The organism is Candidatus Babeliales bacterium (assembly GCA_035944115.1).
Taxonomy (GTDB): domain Bacteria; phylum Babelota; class Babeliae; order Babelales; family Vermiphilaceae; genus DASZBJ01.
Genome location: DASZBJ010000012.1, coordinates 143222 through 162453 on the forward strand (window position 1 = coordinate 143222; position 19232 = coordinate 162453).

Annotated in this window: 17 protein-coding genes; 10 read left to right on the forward strand and 7 right to left on the reverse strand. The window is 40.0% G+C overall.

The window, feature by feature from the left end; all coding sequences use genetic code 11:
- Positions 1–24 precede the first annotated feature (24 nt).
- The 5 genes from VGT41_01400 to VGT41_01420 all read left to right on the forward strand — a co-directional run bounded on the left by VGT41_01400 (position 25) and on the right by VGT41_01420 (position 5130).
- Positions 25–1170, forward strand: coding sequence for a WD40 repeat domain-containing protein (locus VGT41_01400; protein HEV2600930.1), 1146 nt, complete (start codon positions 25–27; stop codon positions 1168–1170).
- A 111-nt stretch (positions 1171–1281) separates the two neighbouring features.
- A complete protein-coding gene (locus VGT41_01405) occupies positions 1282–1578 on the forward strand; it encodes a hypothetical protein (GenBank protein HEV2600931.1) in 297 nt (98 codons plus the stop codon).
- A gap of 318 nt (positions 1579–1896) precedes the next feature.
- Positions 1897–3513: a WD40 repeat domain-containing protein gene (locus tag VGT41_01410; protein HEV2600932.1), complete on the forward strand. Its 1617-nt coding sequence runs from the start codon at positions 1897–1899 to the stop codon at positions 3511–3513.
- A 173-nt stretch (positions 3514–3686) separates the two neighbouring features.
- Positions 3687–4466 carry a hypothetical protein gene (locus VGT41_01415; protein ID HEV2600933.1) on the forward strand — a complete coding sequence of 260 codons (780 nt, stop codon included), beginning with the start codon at positions 3687–3689 and terminating at the stop codon, positions 4464–4466.
- A 145-nt stretch (positions 4467–4611) separates the two neighbouring features.
- Positions 4612–5130 (forward strand): hypothetical protein, encoded by a 519-nt coding sequence (locus VGT41_01420; GenBank protein HEV2600934.1) that lies wholly within the window; start codon positions 4612–4614, stop codon positions 5128–5130.
- 80 nt (positions 5131–5210) lie between these two features.
- Here the strand turns inward: VGT41_01420 and VGT41_01425 are convergent, their stop codons facing one another.
- From VGT41_01425 to VGT41_01440, 4 genes are read right to left on the reverse strand one after another with little or no spacing between them, the layout of a single operon-like run.
- On the reverse strand, positions 5211–5834 hold the full coding sequence (locus tag VGT41_01425) for a cyclase family protein (GenBank protein HEV2600935.1): 624 nt from the start codon (positions 5832–5834) through the stop codon (positions 5211–5213).
- 17 nt (positions 5835–5851) lie between these two features.
- Entirely contained in the window at positions 5852–6751 is a 900-nt protein-coding gene (gene gnd, locus VGT41_01430) for a decarboxylating 6-phosphogluconate dehydrogenase (protein HEV2600936.1), read from the reverse strand.
- Positions 6748–8148 carry a glucose-6-phosphate dehydrogenase gene (zwf, locus tag VGT41_01435; GenBank protein HEV2600937.1) on the reverse strand — a complete coding sequence of 467 codons (1401 nt, stop codon included), beginning with the start codon at positions 8146–8148 and terminating at the stop codon, positions 6748–6750. The genes gnd and zwf overlap by 4 nt, the downstream gene beginning before the upstream one ends.
- Positions 8135–9457 carry a hypothetical protein gene (locus tag VGT41_01440; protein HEV2600938.1) on the reverse strand — a complete coding sequence of 441 codons (1323 nt, stop codon included), beginning with the start codon at positions 9455–9457 and terminating at the stop codon, positions 8135–8137. Before VGT41_01440 ends, zwf begins: the two co-directional genes overlap by 14 nt.
- 158 nt (positions 9458–9615) lie before the next feature.
- Between VGT41_01440 and VGT41_01445 the strand changes: the two genes are divergently transcribed.
- Together VGT41_01445 and VGT41_01450 are read left to right on the forward strand one after the other, a co-directional pair.
- Positions 9616–11196 carry an AAA family ATPase gene (locus VGT41_01445; GenBank protein HEV2600939.1) on the forward strand — a complete coding sequence of 527 codons (1581 nt, stop codon included), beginning with the start codon at positions 9616–9618 and terminating at the stop codon, positions 11194–11196.
- Positions 11197–11220: 24 nt separating this feature from the next.
- Positions 11221–11697, forward strand: a complete 477-nt coding sequence (locus VGT41_01450) for a hypothetical protein (GenBank protein HEV2600940.1) — start codon at positions 11221–11223, stop codon at positions 11695–11697.
- A 30-nt stretch (positions 11698–11727) separates the two neighbouring features.
- Here the strand turns inward: VGT41_01450 and VGT41_01455 are convergent, their stop codons facing one another.
- Entirely contained in the window at positions 11728–12816 is a 1089-nt protein-coding gene (locus VGT41_01455) for a Fic family protein (protein ID HEV2600941.1), read from the reverse strand.
- Between the two features lie 176 nt (positions 12817–12992).
- Positions 12993–14966, reverse strand: a complete 1974-nt coding sequence (locus VGT41_01460) for a sodium-translocating pyrophosphatase (protein HEV2600942.1) — start codon at positions 14964–14966, stop codon at positions 12993–12995.
- 94 nt (positions 14967–15060) lie between these two features.
- On the opposite strand from VGT41_01460, the gene VGT41_01465 reads away from it, so the two are divergent.
- The gene (locus VGT41_01465; protein HEV2600943.1) at positions 15061–16320 is read left to right on the forward strand and encodes a glycosyltransferase family 2 protein; all 1260 of its coding nucleotides are present in this window, start codon (positions 15061–15063) and stop codon (positions 16318–16320) included.
- Here VGT41_01465 and VGT41_01470 read toward each other — a convergent pair.
- On the reverse strand, positions 16307–17227 hold the full coding sequence (locus tag VGT41_01470; protein HEV2600944.1) for a hypothetical protein: 921 nt from the start codon (positions 17225–17227) through the stop codon (positions 16307–16309). The two genes, VGT41_01465 and VGT41_01470, sit on opposite strands and share 14 nt — an antisense overlap.
- A 236-nt stretch (positions 17228–17463) precedes the next feature.
- On the opposite strand from VGT41_01470, the gene VGT41_01475 reads away from it, so the two are divergent.
- Both VGT41_01475 and VGT41_01480 read left to right on the forward strand, forming a co-directional pair.
- Positions 17464–17928 carry a hypothetical protein gene (locus tag VGT41_01475; protein HEV2600945.1) on the forward strand — a complete coding sequence of 155 codons (465 nt, stop codon included), beginning with the start codon at positions 17464–17466 and terminating at the stop codon, positions 17926–17928.
- Between the two features lie 176 nt (positions 17929–18104).
- Positions 18105–19226, forward strand: coding sequence for a hypothetical protein (locus tag VGT41_01480; GenBank protein HEV2600946.1), 1122 nt, complete (start codon positions 18105–18107; stop codon positions 19224–19226).
- Positions 19227–19232: the final 6 nt, after the last annotated feature.

Sequence of the window (19232 nt, forward strand, 5' to 3'; positions counted from 1 at the left end):
AGCAATTATTAAATCGGAACGAATATGATAATACCGCGCTCTAAAATTCTTTTATTCGCTCTTTGCATCTTTTTTTCATCTGGCCTACACCCAGCAGCTGGGCAAGAAGAACAAAAAGAAGTTATTGCGCCAGCAGAAGAAGAGTTCATTAAACTGACTGGCGGTCTTAGAACGCTACCACCCCCCATCTTTCAGATGATAAAAGGCTTTGTCGCGTACCAGCCGAAAGATCTTTTTGATCCCCTAGCAACGACCGTATGTCCCACAATGGTCTGGGATAATGCACAAGACCCCGCTCGACTAATAGCTTGGAGCAAAAATGGCAAACATATCGCAACAAAGCATATAGCTAAAATACGAATCTATAACACCGCCAATAAAACCGCACGCGATATTAAACATACAAAGCATATTAGATTGCTTGCAGTAAACTCTGATGGCAGCTCTATTGTGGTAGCACTAAAAAAAATTAATGTCATACATGTCATTGATGGTATAACGGGGATCATAAAAAGAAAGCTTCGACAAAACAAACGTGATAGAATCGGGGTAATTACCTTCGATCATGCTGATCACATTATTTCTACTGGCGGCAATATGAATGTGCATATGTGGAATACAAACAATCAAATCGCCCATTCGCAGCTCATGAATCATCAATATCCCATCTGTTTGCTCAGCACCTCCTCCGATGGTCACACCATGGTCACTGCAGCAATTACTGATTCTTATGCTAAAACTCCAACCTGCGAGATGGGATTAGACAGTGATCCTACTACAATCGCTTGTAGCAATACCTCGATTGCTATCGGATATGACGAATCAGCAGGAGGCCTCTGCAACCGCCGTATGGCCGACAATGCTCGTCATGAACATTATATCAAGGCATGCCTCTCAGATAATCTCGCAAATTATCATCGAAACCAACGCATTGGTTCCTTTCCAGGTATACTACACTCACTGGCAATTAACGATACGGGGGGCTATGCAGTTGCAGACGCTTATCAAGTAACTGTTGGTAATGCAAGAGACGGGATAAGCAATAAACGCGTTTTCAACTTTATGCGTTATGGAACCCCCCAGGTAAATGAATCCGGAACAAGGATTCTTACCAAAAAAAATAAAGGAGCTTGCTTGCGCCTCTGGAGGCCTATGCATGAGCAACATTAGTTTTTGACCGTTAAAAAAATAGAGCCGGTTGTTTTTGTATACAACCCTCTCTATTTTTGTCATCATATGCGCAATAATTTTATTAATAATCTTCTATTTTGGAGTAACATAATGGTTTTCAAGACTAATCATACTGCACTATTCATGATCACCTTACTAACAGCACTGAGCATAACTCAGTTTGTTTCATCAGCTTCGCCAGAAGGAACAGTGTTATTATGGAGCATTCAACAAGGAAGATCTAAAAAGTCATTACCATGCTCTATTCTGTATCTCGTAAAACCACAACCATTATCACAAAACCCCTTAAAACTCTTCATCAATACAGCCACTGTTGTAAAAGCCTGGAAACCACAAAAACTTTCTGTACTGCAAAATATCCGTGCTGAAGTAACGCCTGCCACGTAACTAAAAAAATCGCGCTCATACAATCGATCTTTTCCAAGGACCTACCCGAATAGGTCCTTTCTTTTAAAAACTCGCACATGCATGCGCAATAGGAGGCCAATAAAGGCTTACTCATGCTGCTTGCGCAATAGAATGATGAAATAGAGCTCTTGCGAAACTGCACTTTTGACAGCCATATAATGCATATTCTATAACAAAGTTGAAAAAGATTCGCAATAGATCCAATAAAAGCCTTTAAACTATTGAATCCAATGTATTAAAATTTGTATAATTATTCTTAATAAGAAACAAAGGTAAAAATAAAAATGGAGGTTTATCTTGAAGTTTTTAAAACAAAAGCTCTTTGCAATAAGCTGTATCCCCATTTTACTATTCACTCCATACACTATGCAATCTGCAGCAGCTGCTGCGCTATACCAAGAAGAAAAAAAAGAACGAATCTATACTGATGCCGAATTGCAGAAGCTTATTACAAAACTTCCTCTTGAACTGGGTGAACATATCGAAGGTTTTGCCCAACAGAATCTTTTTGAAAATAATGGCGTTGAACAATTAGACGCTATCACACTTCCTAATCATAAAATATCCGCCATTGCTATCAGCCCAAATAATAAAATTCTTGCTACAGGATCATTTAACGGAGTAGTACAAATTTGGGATCTCGCTACCACAGCATTGCTTCACACAATAAAAGCTCATACCGAACGTATAGAAACAATCGCATTCAGCCCAGATAATCGATTCATAATAACGGGAGGCGAAGATTATATTGCATGTATTATTGATAGCGCAAAAGGTGCGATTGTACATAAACTTGTAGGACATACTGACATGATATCCACCATTGCCATCAGTAATAATGGTGCAATCATAGTAACTGGGTCTCGTGATCAAACTGCTCGAATATGGAATATGAGTACAGGAACACTCTCATTTGTTCTCAGTGGGCATACCGATAAAATCTCTGCTGTAGCAATCAGTAATGACAGCAAAATAGTTGCAACTGGATCTTTTGATGCCACTGCACGATTATGGAATGCTGCCACTGGCGAACTGATTGGACTGCCTCTCACCGGTCATGAAAACGGTATTGATGGGATACTCATCAGTGCAAATAATAAACTGATTGTCACCAGTTCATGGGATCACACTGCACGTATTTGGGAAACTAAAACAGGTGAGCTTCTGCATACTCTTACCGGTCATACTGATGCAATCTATTGTATGGCACTCAGCCCAAATAACCGATTCATTGCTACAGGATCGAAGGATCATACTGCACATATATGGAATATCAACACCGGCAAATCCATTCTTACCTTAACTGGCCACACCGGCGCACTCCGATCTATTGCAATCAGCGATGATAATACATATCTTGCAACGGGAGCTGCTGATGGCACCATACGCCTCTGGTCTGCAAATACGGGCATGCCACTCAGAGTAATCAAAAGTGATTCTGCTGACACCATCATAAAAATCATCATTAGCTCGCACAACCAATCATTGATCACGCAAGATAGCAAAGGAATAGTGCATATATGGAAAGCGAAGCCAATAGAACATATCGCAGCAGAATTACAAAAAAACAGCATAACACAACCAAGTATTATTGACGCCCAACAATTACTTGCTACCGCACAAACAATGCCTCACTTTCCTCCTAAACAGATTCAAGCAATACAAAAAGGAATTGCGTTACTCAAATCCGCTAATCCATCAAGAGCAGATCTGCCAGAATGGATTGAAAAAATTAATACCCGTATCAAAGATGAATTTGCTCGAGGAGCACGTCAATCAGATTATCAAAACCTGCTCTCTCGTATGGAACAACCCGCTGCTACTCCAAAACAAGAAGAAAACGCAAAGCCCAAGAAAGAAACAAGGCTCCAAAAGCTAAAAAATCGATTGAATCGCAAAAAAGAGGCTAAATAAGCCTTTTAATCAATAAATTATCATTTTATCTCTCAATAAGTAGGTGGTTATACCCTCAACCACCTACTCATTGAGAGATTTCTTATAGAAACAATAACCATTGATTTTAATATCATAAGAATGGTATAATTGTTTCATATGGAAACATTGCGCTATAAATAACAAGGAGTCTTATGAAACATCCAATACAGCAATCAATTAAGAAATTCTTAATAATAAGCCTTTTTCTTACTCCATTCATAACAAAATCAGCCGCACAATCAGAAGATATGGCTGAACAGGAAATACAATGGGAACTAAAGCAGGCCAAAGCTGCTGGTTACAACGCAAGTGAGCTCAGAGAACTTGAAAGAGTTCTTCGTCAACCACAACCAACAGAGCCACAAGCAACATTTGAACCATCCGAAATACCCTCATCAGCAACTGAAAGGGACGATCTGAAACAACAAGAAGAAGAAAAAGAACGAGATGCACGCTTGCTGAGCACTGGCGTCTTACGTATACCGTTTATCGATCAGGATGCTGAAACAGAATCTACAGCAATGAAAGACGAAGAAGAGACAGAAGAAGATCCTGAGATGAAAGCTGCATTTGTTGCATCGCTAACATCAGCCGCACGTGATGAAGAAGAACGAAAAATGAGAAGATACCAAGATAGTTTGCGTGCTGGGAGCCTTGATATAATAAAAATTTTAAATAGAGCACAACGCAAGCTCAATATTGCAGAAAGTAGTAATAACTTTCCTCTGTCTCGTATACGTGCAATCGAAGAAGGCATTAAGAATTTAAAATCCGCAACTCCTGATACAGAAAACCTGACAGAATTTATTACAGCAATTGAAGATACTATAAATGAAGAATTTGAGCAGGGAAAAAAAGAAGCACAAGAAGAAATGAACCTACAAAACATCACCAGATCAATGACTGATCTTGGCGGCATGGGATATTATTAAAAATAATATAAATATAACCATTTAATAACAATACGAGGAGGCTCAATGAAATTATCACTAAAACAATTGCTACTTACTGGCTTGATAGGATGTATGTTAACACCAAGTGTGACGAGCACCCGCAGCTGAAGAGGAAGATGATCAGATGCGAGCAATATTAAATCAATCTGCGCAAGAGTATGATGCGTTCTTAGAACGACAATTTGAAGAAGCACAACGCGCCCGTAATATCGGATATCTCGGCGAACAAGAAGAAGAAAGAAAAGCTCATAGAGAAGCCGCAGAAGAAGGCGAAGAAGATATAAAAGAAGAGCGCTTTTTAAAAGCACAAAAAGTAAATCCGCCCGTTGTTAAAATGCGTGAAGAACGAGCAGATCAAGTAGCAAAACCGGCTAAAAAAAGAAACATCGGGGAATATTATCTAATCGCAGGTCCACTATTGCGAGAAGCAAAATCTATTCGAAACTTCCCTTTCCCTCAATTGCAAACCATTACCGAGAACGTCAGGATAATCGAGCGCTCTGGTTTTAAAGAACAGGAGCGTCCGATTTTAGAAAATGCTCTGCAAGACGCACAGCAAGCTCTTCAACTGGGAAAAGAAATAGTTAAAGAGGAAGAAGAAGCTGCGAGACGATACATTCCAACAGCACAAGGCTTCTTTTAAAGAATCGTAGCATCATAAAATAAAGCCAGCGGATAGTGGCAAGTTCACTATCCGCTGGCTATTTTTAATTCAAAATCGGGTCATTCTTCTATCAATATCGCACGCGCTGGAGCAGCCTCAAGACCGACTACTGCAAGTGGCACGCACCATAAGAAAAAACTACCCGCTGGCACATGGCCAAGGCGCAATCCTTCAATAACTGCAATATCATGCTGCATCAAAACCATATGAGTTTCATGATTCGGCTGATTCCGTTCTATCCCCAAATAATCAATCCCTACGGCTTTCACTTTTTTTGATACTAAATATTCCGCCGCTGATCCATCCAAATAAATAAATTGCGATGCAAATGGTTGCGTACAATCGTGCATGCTGTTGGCAGTTTTGCACAAAACGATATCATCTGCCTGTATTTCAAACCGCTCTAAATCAGCACGAGTGATGACATCAAGGACCGTCTGCAAATCAAGTACTCTGCAAAAACCAATGGTGGCTGTGAATGGCATTTGATCAATCGTTGCCCCATCTTTTAAAAAATGTGACGGCGCATCAATATGGGTACCGGTATGACTACCCAAATGAATAATTGATTCACGTACATTATCTCGTTCAAACGTTTTGACCTGCTCTAATGCAACTGTTTTTTTATCTTTATATTCCGTAACATCAGGAGTTATCGGCCAACTAATATCATATAATTTCATGAAAATTTCACTCCTAACTATTGCTGTTTAACCGCATGCCCACCAAAGGCCTTTCTCAACATTGCAACCACTTTAGTTCCATAGTTACCGCCCGTTTTACGAGACTGCGCTCTCACAACCAAAGATTGCTCGATCACTGGTACTGGAACCGCATGTTTATGCGCATCATCTACTGTCCATTTACCCATACCGGTCTCATCAACTGATCCAGAAATGGCATCCAGCTGCTGATCTTTTTTAAAAATATCATGCGCAAGTTCTAACAAAAATGAGCGTATAACGCTCCCATTATTCCACACCGTGGTTATCTGTTCTAAATCTAAATTATCTGCCTTAAAGCTCCCATCTTTAATGAGATGAAAACCTTCTGCGTATGCCTGCATCAACCCGTATTCTATACCGTTATGTACCATCTTTACGTAGTGCCCTGCACCTGCTGGCCCTACTAAAGCAAAACCATGTGGCGCAGCTATAGCAGTAAAGAGTGTTATCAATGTTTCATACGCAGTTTTGTCTCCACCGATCATTAATGAAAACCCAACATCTCTGCCACGCAATCCACCCGATGTACCACAATCTAAAAATGCAACATGATCTTTTGCACAATCAGCATATCGACGGATCGAATCACTAAAATTACTATTGCCGCCATCAACAATAATTGCTCCTGCACGTAGCACCGGTTTTATTGCAGCAATTACCTGATCAACGGGATCTCCTGCTGGCACCATTAACCAAACAATATCGGTTGCGCGTGCAACAGCTTCAACTGACTCAACGATCTGCACGCCAGCTTGCTGCGCTGCTCGGCATGCGTCTGCAGAAAAATCAAATCCAACAACTTCATGCGCACCTTCAAGAGATCGTTGCGCTATAGCAAGCCCCATTCTGCCCAATCCAATAATCCCTAATTTCATGAACGCCACCTTATACCATGTTTTTTATCAAATTCTACTGATTCTTGAGGCCCATCTGAATTCTTCTTGTATGCATATACGGGCAAATGCATCTCGGCAATCTGATCAACTACGGTCCATGCAGCTTCTATTTCATCGAACCGTACCGAAATTGATTGCTCGCCTCGTAATACTTCTTGTAAAACCACTTCGTATGCTTCGGGAGTTACCGCCCCAAAAGTACAGCTATGGCAAAAATCCATGCTCACCGGAATAACTTCATCAGTCTCGCCCGGTTTTTTCGCATTTAAGCTTAATGAAAAAGTAGCTTTCGGACCAATTTGAATAGTTAAATAGTTTGAATCGCTGGGACAATTTTTAGACAATAAACAATCGACCTGTTTAAATTTGACATGAATCACCGCCTCTTTCTTTTTTAGGTATTTTCCCGTCTTTAAATAAAAAGGTACTCCATTCCATCGCCGGTTATTCACGCGCAAATATGCCTGCGCAAAGGTTTCTGTATGAGAGTGGGTCGCAACATCTTGCTCATCTGTATATCCCTCATATTGCCCAAGCATTGCATCTACCACTTGAATCTGCTTAATGATCGTCACCCGCTCATTGCGAATATATTCGCCCGATAAATGCTCAGGAGTTTCCATACCAATTAATGCAACAAGCTCAAGCATATGATTCTGCACCATATCTTTAAGGGCGCCATACTTATCATAATAACCACCCCGCCCACCAATACCGGCATCTTCACTTACCACAATTTGCACACTATCGATATACCGATTATTCCAAAGCGGTTCAAAGACACAGTTAGTAAATCTGATTAATGCAATATTACCAACCACTTCTTTGGTCAGGTAATGATCCACTCGATAGATTTGATGCTCTTGGAAATGGGATGCTATGCACGTATTAATCGCATGTGCTGATGCTAAATCTTTACCAAATGGTTTTTCATACACAATACGATGCCACGGATTTGTGGAAGGAGATGTTTTTTGTACCAGTCCAGACTTAGCACAATACTCAGTAATAGGAGAAAAATATTCTGATGCCGTTGCACAGTATACAATACGGTTTCCCGCAAGATTATAGTCGGATTCAACTGTTTGCACGTGCGCGTATAAGCGATCAAAATCTATCGTGTGAGTAAAATCAACACGTACATAAGAGCTGCGACTTTTCAACTGACTTAACACTGCTTCATCTATATCCGCAATATGAGTAGCAACGGATTGGAAAATTTCATCGATGGTTACATCGCCCCATGCAGCACCAACCACCGCAAAATTACTTATTTTTTTCTCTTTAACTAACACATACAATGCAGGAAAAAGTTTGCTACTGGCTAAATGACCAGATGCTCCAAATATAATAAAAGTACATTCATTTAGATTCATGTGATAAAATCTCTCGAGTTTTTTGCTTATACAATTCTACATTCGGTTGATCAAACGGATTTACATCCATAAGAAACCCAAGATACATTATTTCGATCATTTTGTACTGCATAAAATAGCCAAGATCCCAACTATTTTTTTTATTGATCTCGATTTTTATAAAGGGGCGTTTTGATGCAATATATGCCTGCATTACACCGTCACCAATTGCATGAAATAGATCTGCCACAGAAATATCGTGCACCGCTTCTGGCATGGATGAAAATTCTTGTAATCGTGGTATTGGTAACTCGGCCCCCTCTTTAACAAAAACAAAAGAGCTAAATGTATCTCGCCGTCCGCCCAAATGTAATTGCGCTAACGAATGCAAGTCAGTAGTTCCTATCGAAACTGTTGGCGTGATACCAGCTTCAACTCGATTTCCGGTGCGATCATATTCTTTTGCAACACTTTCTGCTACTAACTGCTGATACCAACGGCCAAGATCTTTTAGATCTGTTCCAAACAAAAACAAATCATGAATGGTGTATCCTTGTTTGTACTGCAAAAATAAAATAGCCGCCGTTAACGCTGCACTATTAGTTTGTATATCCATACCAGTACAAACATCTACTGCCATCTTTGCACCTGCAAGCAGTTCATCAATATCAACACCCAACATTCCTAACGGAAATAGACCGATGGGAGAAAAAACCGAATACCGACCGCCAACCTGCTTTGGCACTGCAAGCGCGGTAAACTGCTGTGCTGATGCTAACTGCCATAATGCTGATCCATGATCAGTAATAACGACAACACAATCCGCATAGGTATCTGGTTTATATTTTTTAAGTAATGAAAGAAAGATTTCAAAGTTTACCGTGGTTTCTACCGTGGTGCCCGATTTACTGGCCACTACAATCAGCACACGTGCGTGGTTTCGTAATGTACGCTCGACCAGAAAAACAAGCTGTTCAATGTAATCTGGATCAACCGTATCAGCGCAATAAAATTGTGTGTCTGGGGAGGTCTCATTAAAAAAGGAACCTTTTAGTGTGCTCAAAAGCGCAATAGTTCCCAAACTCGATCCCCCCATGCCTATTAATAATAACAATGTTGGGCGTAATTTTTTTTTCGCTGTAAGCACTTCATGTATTGCGCGTAACGCTCCTGCGTCTGCCGGAAGATTGATCGATGCATAATCAGATTCATATCCCGTGGCACACGCTTGGTTTACTCGTTCGATTTCTGGTTGCAATCGCTTTCCAACCGCTGCAATTTCATCAACGGTCACTCCACTATTTTCGTACGTAATTATTATCTTATCCATACCCAAACTCCTTTCACTTCACTGATATCATACCTATATCAGACAGTAGCACCCCTAGACCCACAAGCCAACAAGAGAGCGGATGGCAAAAAAAAAGACTATTGGTAGACTGATTAAGAGATAGTAAAAATCTAATATATAAGCAAAGGTCGATTGTTATGACTAATCAGCCAAAAAGTCTGGGGATACACTACAGCATATTTGACGATTTTGTTAAAGAAAATCGCATCTATGTTGACAAAACCAAACATATCCATGCCCTCATAACCGCACCTAACAAAAAACATTTTTATTTTGTATCTCGCCCCCGCCGTTTTGGAAAATCCCTATTTATCTCTACCCTTAAAGCAATATTTTCAGGGAAAAAAGAATTATTTAACGAATACTGGATTGGCAGAAACGGTAATTATGATTGGCCAACGCATCCCGTTATACACTTAGACTTTGGCAAAATCGGACACAGAACCTCAGAACAATTTGAACAAAACTTTTGTCTCGCTTTACAAAAAATCGCACAAAACAATAATCTTAAAGAATTAATGATCAGCACCCCAGAAAACATGTTTGATGACCTCGTTCAACAACTCAGATTGTCTGGACCAATAGTATTACTTATTGATGAATACGACAAGCCAATCGTTGATCATATTGATAACCTTCCCATTGCTGAAGAAAACAGAAAAACACTGGGCGCTTTTTATGCTACGGTAAAATCACTCGAAGCAAACTGGCGTGCTATTTTTATAACCGGCGTCAGCAAATTTGCAAAAACATCTTTATTTTCTGGCCTAAATAATCTTACAGAACTATCTTTAGATCCCATAGCCGCGGAGCTATTTGGCTACACACACGAAGAACTAACTACCTATTATTCTCCTCAAATAGAGGTGCTTGCACAACATATAGGCAAAACAAGAGAAGAAGTCCTTAGAGATTTAAAAAACTGGTATGATGGATACCGCTTCTCAAAAGATATGCAAAAACCTCTTATGTATAACCCCCTTTCCGTTACAACATGCTTAGACAATAAAGAATTTGCGAACTATTGGTTTAACACTGGATCACCCGGTTTTCTGATAGCCCTGTTACGACAAAAAGGAATCAACCTTGAAATCCATAGTATCATTGAAGTTTCAGCACGAGGCTTGGATTCAATTGATATTCATAATATTCCTCTGTTTACTCTGCTTTTACAAACCGGTTATTTAACGATTGTTGATTATGACTCTTTGACTGAAATTTTTACATTAGATTATCCCAACCAAGAAGTGCGTGAATCATTCAAAGACTATCTGATGCAGGCATTTGCGTATACTACACCCGACGTGTTACAAATGGAACTTGTGCGTATGCGCAGAGCCCTTCAAACAAAAGACTTTGAATCGTTTTGTAATGCAGTTAAAACTCTGTTTGCCAGCATCCCGCATAATTTGCATATTGCGCGAGAAAGCTACTACCATTCATTATTTCACTTCATGTTTGATTTACTTGGCATGCGGCCACAATCAGAAGTTGCCTCAAGTCGTGGCAAGGCGGATCTTATTTTAGAAACAGCAAATAGCTTTGTTGTTTTTGAATTTAAGTATGATAGCTCAGCGCAAGAAGCGCTCAACCAAATTATGCAAAAAAAGTATTATGAAAAATATATGCATAAAAACAAGGCGATTATTTTGGTTGGTATTAATATGAACTTTAAAGAGAAAAACGTAGAGTTTGAATGGGCACAAAGAGATGTATAACAATACTATAAGGGTAAAAACAATATGAACCATTTCTTCAAAATATCATTAATAACATGCTCCCTCGTGCTCTCTAACAACATAATGCCTTACGTACAATTTAAACAACTAGAAAATGGAGTACATGTCATTGTTGAACGTAATCCATATGCCGAAGCAGAAATCCGCTACAAACAATATCGTGATGAAAACAAAACCCCTCAAGAAATTTTGAGCGAAGTTGATACCCTAGAAAAGGGTTATAAGGAAGCATTGCCATCACTAAAAATCTTCCCAACGTACAATCCATGGGTTGATACGACAATCATTAGATCTCTGAGATATCTAGCACAAAAAGATCTGCCTGATACTGCAAACAATCGTCTGAGTAAACTTTTAGATCTATCATTTAGAGACCTTGATAAGAATTTCTTAACCCGAAAAACCGCAATTGAAGCAAAACAAGCTGAGACAGAACGTAAAGCTTTGTCTCGCTATAAAGACAAGGAAATAGGAAAATAATCATATTTTTGATTTAGATCTACCCATAAATCATTTAACAAAACTTTTGTATGCATCACCAAGCGTGTAGGTTCGTGCTTTGTTCGATGGATTAACAATTCTTAAAAATCCTTGCTCAACCCACGCAACGCACAACGCTGCACTAGTCCGGGGTTTAAAACCAAATAATTCTCCTATTTGCCGACTTGTGACTACCTCAAATTGTGCAAATAGCTCTAACGCCTTGCGTTGTTTTGGATCTAGCCTTCTCAATAGACTGCTGTGATCACTTGCGCCATGATCTTGCGCTACTTCCATCCGTGTCAAAACGGCTTCAAAAGAAGCTGCCATACCCGTAATAAAATATTCAACCCATTTTGTGGTATCAGCCTCTGCGCGCCCCATATAATAATTATGTGAATCACCTATACTGATCGCATCATAATATGCTGCTAGATTACGCGCATAATATTCCTCGAGAGAATAAAGACCTTTTAAATCGTAGCCACCTAAATGTAAAATGGCCGTAGTAAGTAAGCGTGCAGTTCTCCCATTGCCATCATCATACGGATGGATCGTTGCAAATTGATAATGCGCAATGCCTGCGACCAAAGGATAGGGTAATATAAGACGATTTTCATTAATCCAATTCACCAATGCTTTCATTAGTGCTGCAACATCTTCATGTGCAGGAGGCATATAAACAATTGCCCGTGTATGCGTGTCTCGTATCACATTTTGGCCGCTGCGATACACCGTAGGAGTAATAGCTATCTGTCCACTGGCCATAACAAGTGCATGTATTGTTTTAATCATTGCTTCTGTTACATTATGCCGTTCCGCTGCCCATTTTTCTACATACATCAATGCCGCATAGTATCCCTTTACTTCTCTTTCATCCCGTTCTCTGCCAGGAAAATGCCCTTTATGTTCAAGCACCGTTTTAATTTGATCTAGATCGAGCTGATTACCTTCTATCATTGTTGAATAATGCGTTGTATACAGACGTGCCGTTTCACGTAATGAGCGTAAAACGAAAGCCGTTAATGGTAGATGTACTACTTTTGTCTTAACAGCTTCAATACGCATAAGAGATTGGACAATTTTGGGAGTCATATGATATACAGGTTCAAATTTCATCACATCATCCTTACTTTATCTGCCTTGCTTTATATACATACACTTCATGCAGATATTATGCAGATAAACTACCGATAACGCAATTGAACACCCAAAAAACCGCAACGCGCAACAAAAAGGGGGAGTCTTTCAACTCCCCCTTTTTCAGGTTCAATCTAAATACTGAATATTAGTTATTACACTAATACCAATAATAATGACACAACAGACATCAACTTAATTAAAATATTAAGCGCTGGACCTGATGTATCTTTGAATGGGTCGCCCACCGTGTCGCCAATAATCGCTGACATGTGCGCATTTGATCCTTTACCGCCGCAGTGACCTGCTTCAATGTATTTCTTCGCGTTATCCCATGCGCCACCACCATTAGCCATCATAAGCGCAAGAAGCACACCAACAAGCGTTGATCCTACAAGGAGACCTCCTAACGCTTCAATGCCAAGGGTAAATCGCACAAACACAGGAACAGCAACTGTTAGAACTCCTGGCAAAATCATTTCACGTAATGCCGCTTGCGTACTGATTGCAATGCACTGCTGATAATCTGGATCTGCAGTTCCTTCCATCAATCCAGGAATTTCTCTGAATTGTCGACGAACTTCTAATACCATTTTTAAAGCAGCATCACTCACCGATCTCATAGTTAGTGCTGAGACTACAAATGGCATTGCGCCACCGATGCACATACCAGCTAAAATAAATGGATCTAATACATCAAGAACCGCGATTCCTGCTGCTTGCGAATATGCATTAAACATAGCAAGTGCTGTTAAAAGCGCTGAACCAATTGCAAATCCTTTACCCATTGCAGCTGTTGTGTTACCTAAGGCATCTAGTTTATCAGTAATTTTACGTACCGGCTCACCAAATCCTGACATCTCTGCAATACCACCCGCGTTATCCGCAATAGGCCCATACGCATCAACTGTCATTGTGATACCCACCGTTGCAAGCATTGATACTGCAGCAAGGGTTACACCGAACAATCCACCGCCGTATTCAAAGGCAAGAAGCACAACACCTGCTAAAATAATAATCGGCGCTGCTGTTGATTCCATACCAATGGATAAACCGTAAATAATATTTGTAGCAGCACCTGAACGGGATATATCTGCTAATTTTTCGATAGGGGTACTTGATGTATAATATTCAGTAATTTTACCAATTACCACACCAACTACACATCCTAAGATTACTGAAACATATAATCCTGATGAAATTCCAACATATGACATATATCCATATGCACCAATTAAAAAGAATCCCATAGCAATGTACGTTGCATTACGTAACATCGCAACTGGCTCTGCACGTAATACTAAGTTAGACACGAGTCCAACTACTGAGCCAACTAAACCAATTGCTGAAATAATCAATGGTAATGTTAGATACACTATATCGCCTGGATGCGCAGTGATTGCCAAAATCATTGATGAAACCATTGCTCCAACATATGATTCGTAAATATCTGCACCCATACCCGCTGTGTCTCCAACGCAGTCACCTACGTTATCTGCAATTACCGCTGGGTTACGAGGGTCATCTTCAGGAATACCGATTTCAATTTTACCTACTAAGTCTGCGCCAACGTCAGCTGATTTGGTATAAATACCACCACCAACACGGGCAAAAAATGCCACCAAACTGGCACCTAAACTAAAACAAGTAAGCAAAGTAATAAACTGTACGTGGTCATAAAAAAGATAAAAAAGAGTAGACACGCCTAAAAGTCCAAATGATGCTACGGCAAACCCCATAACACCACCACCAAAAAATGCTACCAAGAAAGCGCCATGCTCTCCCTCATTTTTTGCTGCCATTGTAGTACGGACGTTTGCATCAGTTGCAGCAACCATACCAATAAAACCAGCGAGCATGGAGATGCATGAACCTACCACAAAGCACCCTGCCGCCGCTGTACCAATAAAAAATGCAATAATCGCACCCAGCAATGCAACACCAAGTGCAATAATTTTATACTCTTCTCTGAGAAAGGTCATAGCTCCAATACGGATAGCTTTCGCTATGTGTTCCGCTTTACTATGATCAACGGTAATACTTTTTATTTTCTGTAATAAAAAGAATAAGACTGCAATCCCAAAGAGAGCAGCTCCTACGCAAACTCCAAAATAATGGATTATCGGCATAAATATCCTTAGCTATAAACATGTTAATATGATATGACTACTGAGTAATCTCTGATTTTATAGACTATATCATTGCTTGTAAAGAGGAATTACTGTGATTAGAAAAAGGTTTTTTCGATGGCTAGGCCGTTACTATGACAACCAACTGACATCTTTGTATACGCTTTTAATACCACACAACGCAACGGTTTTACGCATGGAAGCTGATCACTCAACCAATCTTGATACCGTAAGTCAAAGCCCCTTTGATTGCGTTCTTATCTCTACCATAGCCCATCAACAAGACATTCAGCTGTTTTTACAAGCCTTAAAATCATTGTGTCATGAAAAGAGTCGCATTATCATTACCACTCACGGATCTGCCTGGAGACCCTTTTTTTGGTTTACAGAAAAAATCGGTCTACGCCAAAAGCCTCTCATCGAACAATGGATCTGCCAAAAGGAATATATAAACTTATTGCATCTGGCTGGGTTTGAAATAGTAGCAACCGGACAATGCACGCTCATGCCTATCTATATCCCCATAATTTCAACGGTGTTCAACCAGATACTCGCCAAGATACCCTGTATCAACCGAATGTGCCTAACTCGATGGATTGTGGCACAACCAGCAGCGATCAAAACACAATCAACCGATTATACCGTTTCGATAATTATTCCGTGCAGAAATGAAGCCGGCAATATCATACCTGCAGTAGAACGCATCCCGACAATGGGAAAATCCACAGAAATAATTTTTGTTGAGGGGAACTCACACGATGCCACGATTGCCTCCATACAACAGGCGATTGCACAGTATCCTGGAAAAAAAATTTCATGGCACCAACAAGACGGCATCGGCAAAGGAGATGCGGTGCGCAAGGGATTTGCACATGCAACCGGGGACATTCTCATGATTTTAGATGCAGACCTTACCGTCCCGCCCGAAGAACTGCCAAAATTTTTTAATGCCTTGGCTCAAGAAAAAGCAGATTTCATTAATGGATCTCGATTAGTATATGATATGGAATCCCATGCAATGCAACATTTAAACCTTTGCGCTAACAAATTTTTTGCTGCACTATTTTCTTGGATTTTAAACCGTACCATCACAGACACGCTCTGTGGCACAAAAGTACTTTGGAGAAAAGATTACGAACGGCTTGCACAAAACCGTTCGTATTTTGGCGACTTCGATCCATTTGGTGATTTTGATTTGCTCTTTGGCGCAGCAAAACTCAACCTCACGATTATTAACATGCCCATCCATTATAAAAACCGCACCTACGGCAGTACGCAAATCAGACGATTTTACCACGGCATCATTTTGCTCTGGATGAGCGGTATTGGGATTCGCAAATTCAAATTTCGTTAAGCTCCTGTTTTGATTTTTTCTGTATATACGCACTGTGGGGAACAAAACCAGCTGGCACAAAGCTCCCACTGGTGGTGATTGCTTTTCCCGTCCAGCGCGCATTAAAATCAAACATATCACAGACGCTGCATGCCCCTTGCGCAGTTTGCAACCATCTCTCCCGTATTGGAAATATATCCAAATGTAAAAGATGCGCATATAAACTAAATAATGGCTGATCGTGCCGTGCTGTTTTGGTTGATCCATCTTCAGCAAAATTTCTTAAATCTTTTGAAAGTTCATATAATGGCATAATAAAATCATCATATAGATCACGAGTGATCCCAACAAGCCCGGCGAGCATTCCTTTTTTATGTAAAATCTGATCACGAGGGGGCTGATCTAATTCAAACTTCTTGATAACGTAATCAGTCGACATCCATTTTACCGTTCGCGCAGAACTAGATAAAAAATATCCCTTTTGCTGAATATGCATAAACAAATCATCAAGCGGTCGTCGAATCGCCAGCCCTGCATCCATATATAAAACATACGGAAACAGATCAAGCGCTTGTTTGATTACCACCGGTTTCCAAGCATACCAACCGGGCACGTTTCGTTTACCTTCGCGAGCTGAAAACTTTTTAAGCAAATCGGGATGGGTCATCTCTAAATCGTACACAGTAACTTTAAAAAACGAGTCAAGCTCATTTCGCTGCTCTTGCGTTAGCCCTAAATCGAAAACTGCTATTTGTTCTAATTGATCATAATTATATCGATGAACGCTGCCAATAGCATTAGTTAAATGCTCATAATATGATCCATCTGATGCCATACAAAAATAAAGGGGGATATAATCGCCCTGTGCATGTATTGGGGATGTGATACAAAACACCGCCACAAAAATTCTTATTATATGTTGCTTCATTCCATCTTCTCCTTATTAGTAATATCGTTATATATACCTAACGTCAGAAACAATCGTACTCACGATTTATTATTTTTTCTATACGCCAAAAACCGCCCTACGCTACTATTTCTATTTCAAAATAACTTCATTGTATCTCAAAACAAATCTGCTATACTGACGACCACTTTCTTTACTATTTAAATAATGAAACTTAAAAACATTTTATGTAACTACAAATCTAAAAGAGGTCTTTCATGAAACAACTCATCTCGTTCACCATATCCTTACTTTTGTGTTGTGCTGCCATAATTACAAAAACAATCTCTCCAGCCGTGGAAAGACCACCCTACGTGGATATCCAAGTTTTAAGAAAATCACAAAAACCAGCTGACGAACTTGGAAGACAAATATTAGCTGCCGTAGCAGCCAATACAAAAGAGGCGGAACAATTAAAAGAATTCGTTCTCTCTGAACATTGGAATCCAGTACCCGCAGAACAAAAGAGCTGTATCCTTGAAGATCATCGCGCAAAGCAAGACGCACGATACGATGCAATCCTTCACCCGTCCCTATCGAAAAAAACCAAAAATACGTTACTGACATGCGCTTACATGCTAGCTTGCGGCGCAGCAGGTCTGTATATAGGAGTGAACCCATACAACAATCAACAATTCGGCATTCTGGTCAGTAAACTGAAAAAAGGCTTGTTGGGCAAATAATAACCGAATGACTCTAAAATTCAGGTAGTAGATACACGATCTAGTACCTATAAAGTAAAAAAAGAAGGTGATAAAAAGAAGATTATCGCCTTCTTTTTTTACTTTAATCCAACAATACGGTATATTGATGGTAGTGTTATAGTATGTCTTCTTACAAAATCTTTAAGGAGTTCGCTATGTACAAAAAACTAACTCATCTTTTTCTAACCACTTCTCTTTTTATAACACCATTTCATTCCCAACAGCTACACGCACGTCATTATTCATCTGAAGAATCAACCAGTGACAAAATCATAAAAGGTACTGCCATTGGCGCCGCTGTTGGTGCAGTTGCAACCGGAGCATATATGCTCGGCAGCTGGCTATTCTCGCCTTCAAACGAGAAATTCGTGCACCAAAGCCACCAAAATCTTGATGAGCTAGAGCATCATTATGGACCAATCATGGATGCTCTCGCACCGATGGCAACAAACAGATCACATAAACACCAGCCGACACAGCTCAGCGAAGAAAAGCTAACTGCATTAGCAGATACATTTTTCAGAAATGGAACGCTGAAAATCTCTGATTATCTGTACACCTTGAACAATGCGATTAACAATATGCAGAGCCAATCTAAAGACTTACACAAACGTATGCGTAAATCGAACATAGAAAGAGGTTTGTATCGTGATATGGAGCAATTGGCTGATCGAATTGCCATGGCAAAAACAGAACTAGAACAGTTATATGATATTCTGAAAAAAGATGAATCATTTTTTGCACTATATGACGTTGAAAGCCTTCTGCATCGTGGTTATAAACAAGAGCTTGAAATAATCGGTGCCGCAAACGCACATCGTTATGAGCGGACGCAGCGTACATTACACGCAACGGTTATTGCAGGTACATCATACAACGAACATCAAGGCCTAACGTACAAAAATTATTTGTACGCTCTCGAGAATGATATTGCAGAACTACACAAACGATTATCACGGGTTTCATCACATCATCGCACGATCATTGCACACTGCACCTTGTTGTACGATCAACTGAGAACTCTTAAACATACTATCCTTACTTCGTCTGAGTATATACAAGCAGATCGTGACTACACTATCTACCTACAAAAAGAAGCATTACTCCGCATAGAACGGGAGAAAACTGCCGCTTTAGAACGTCAAAACAGTATTCTTCGTGAACAAAACAGGCTCAAAGAACAAGAGCTCCGAGAAGCACAACGCCGTGAGAAAGCAGAAATTATCATAGAACTAAATTGTAATCACGATGATTCGCGTCGATATAGCGATTATTAAAAAGGG

Bases quoted from the DNA above. Each gene is read 5' to 3' on its own strand.
- VGT41_01400 (HEV2600930.1), top strand. From the start codon at position 25: ATGATAATACCGCGCTCTAAAATTCTTTTATTCGCTCTTTGCATCTTT.
- VGT41_01405 (HEV2600931.1), top strand. From the start codon at position 1,282: ATGGTTTTCAAGACTAATCATACTGCACTATTCATGATCACCTTACTA.
- VGT41_01415 (HEV2600933.1), top strand. From the start codon at position 3,687: ATGAAACATCCAATACAGCAATCAATTAAGAAATTCTTAATAATAAGC.
- VGT41_01420 (HEV2600934.1), top strand. From the start codon at position 4,612: ATGCGAGCAATATTAAATCAATCTGCGCAAGAGTATGATGCGTTCTTA.
- VGT41_01425 (HEV2600935.1), bottom strand. From the start codon at position 5,834: ATGAAATTATATGATATTAGTTGGCCGATAACTCCTGATGTTACGGAA.
- gnd (HEV2600936.1), bottom strand. From the start codon at position 6,751: ATGAAATTAGGGATTATTGGATTGGGCAGAATGGGGCTTGCTATAGCG.
- zwf (HEV2600937.1), bottom strand. From the start codon at position 8,148: ATGAATCTAAATGAATGTACTTTTATTATATTTGGAGCATCTGGTCAT.
- VGT41_01440 (HEV2600938.1), bottom strand. From the start codon at position 9,457: ATGGATAAGATAATAATTACGTACGAAAATAGTGGAGTGACCGTTGAT.
- VGT41_01445 (HEV2600939.1), top strand. From the start codon at position 9,616: ATGACTAATCAGCCAAAAAGTCTGGGGATACACTACAGCATATTTGAC.
- VGT41_01450 (HEV2600940.1), top strand. From the start codon at position 11,221: ATGAACCATTTCTTCAAAATATCATTAATAACATGCTCCCTCGTGCTC.
- VGT41_01455 (HEV2600941.1), bottom strand. From the start codon at position 12,816: ATGAAATTTGAACCTGTATATCATATGACTCCCAAAATTGTCCAATCT.
- VGT41_01460 (HEV2600942.1), bottom strand. From the start codon at position 14,966: ATGCCGATAATCCATTATTTTGGAGTTTGCGTAGGAGCTGCTCTCTTT.
- VGT41_01470 (HEV2600944.1), bottom strand. From the start codon at position 17,227: ATGAAGCAACATATAATAAGAATTTTTGTGGCGGTGTTTTGTATCACA.
- VGT41_01475 (HEV2600945.1), top strand. From the start codon at position 17,464: ATGAAACAACTCATCTCGTTCACCATATCCTTACTTTTGTGTTGTGCT.
- VGT41_01480 (HEV2600946.1), top strand. From the start codon at position 18,105: ATGTACAAAAAACTAACTCATCTTTTTCTAACCACTTCTCTTTTTATA.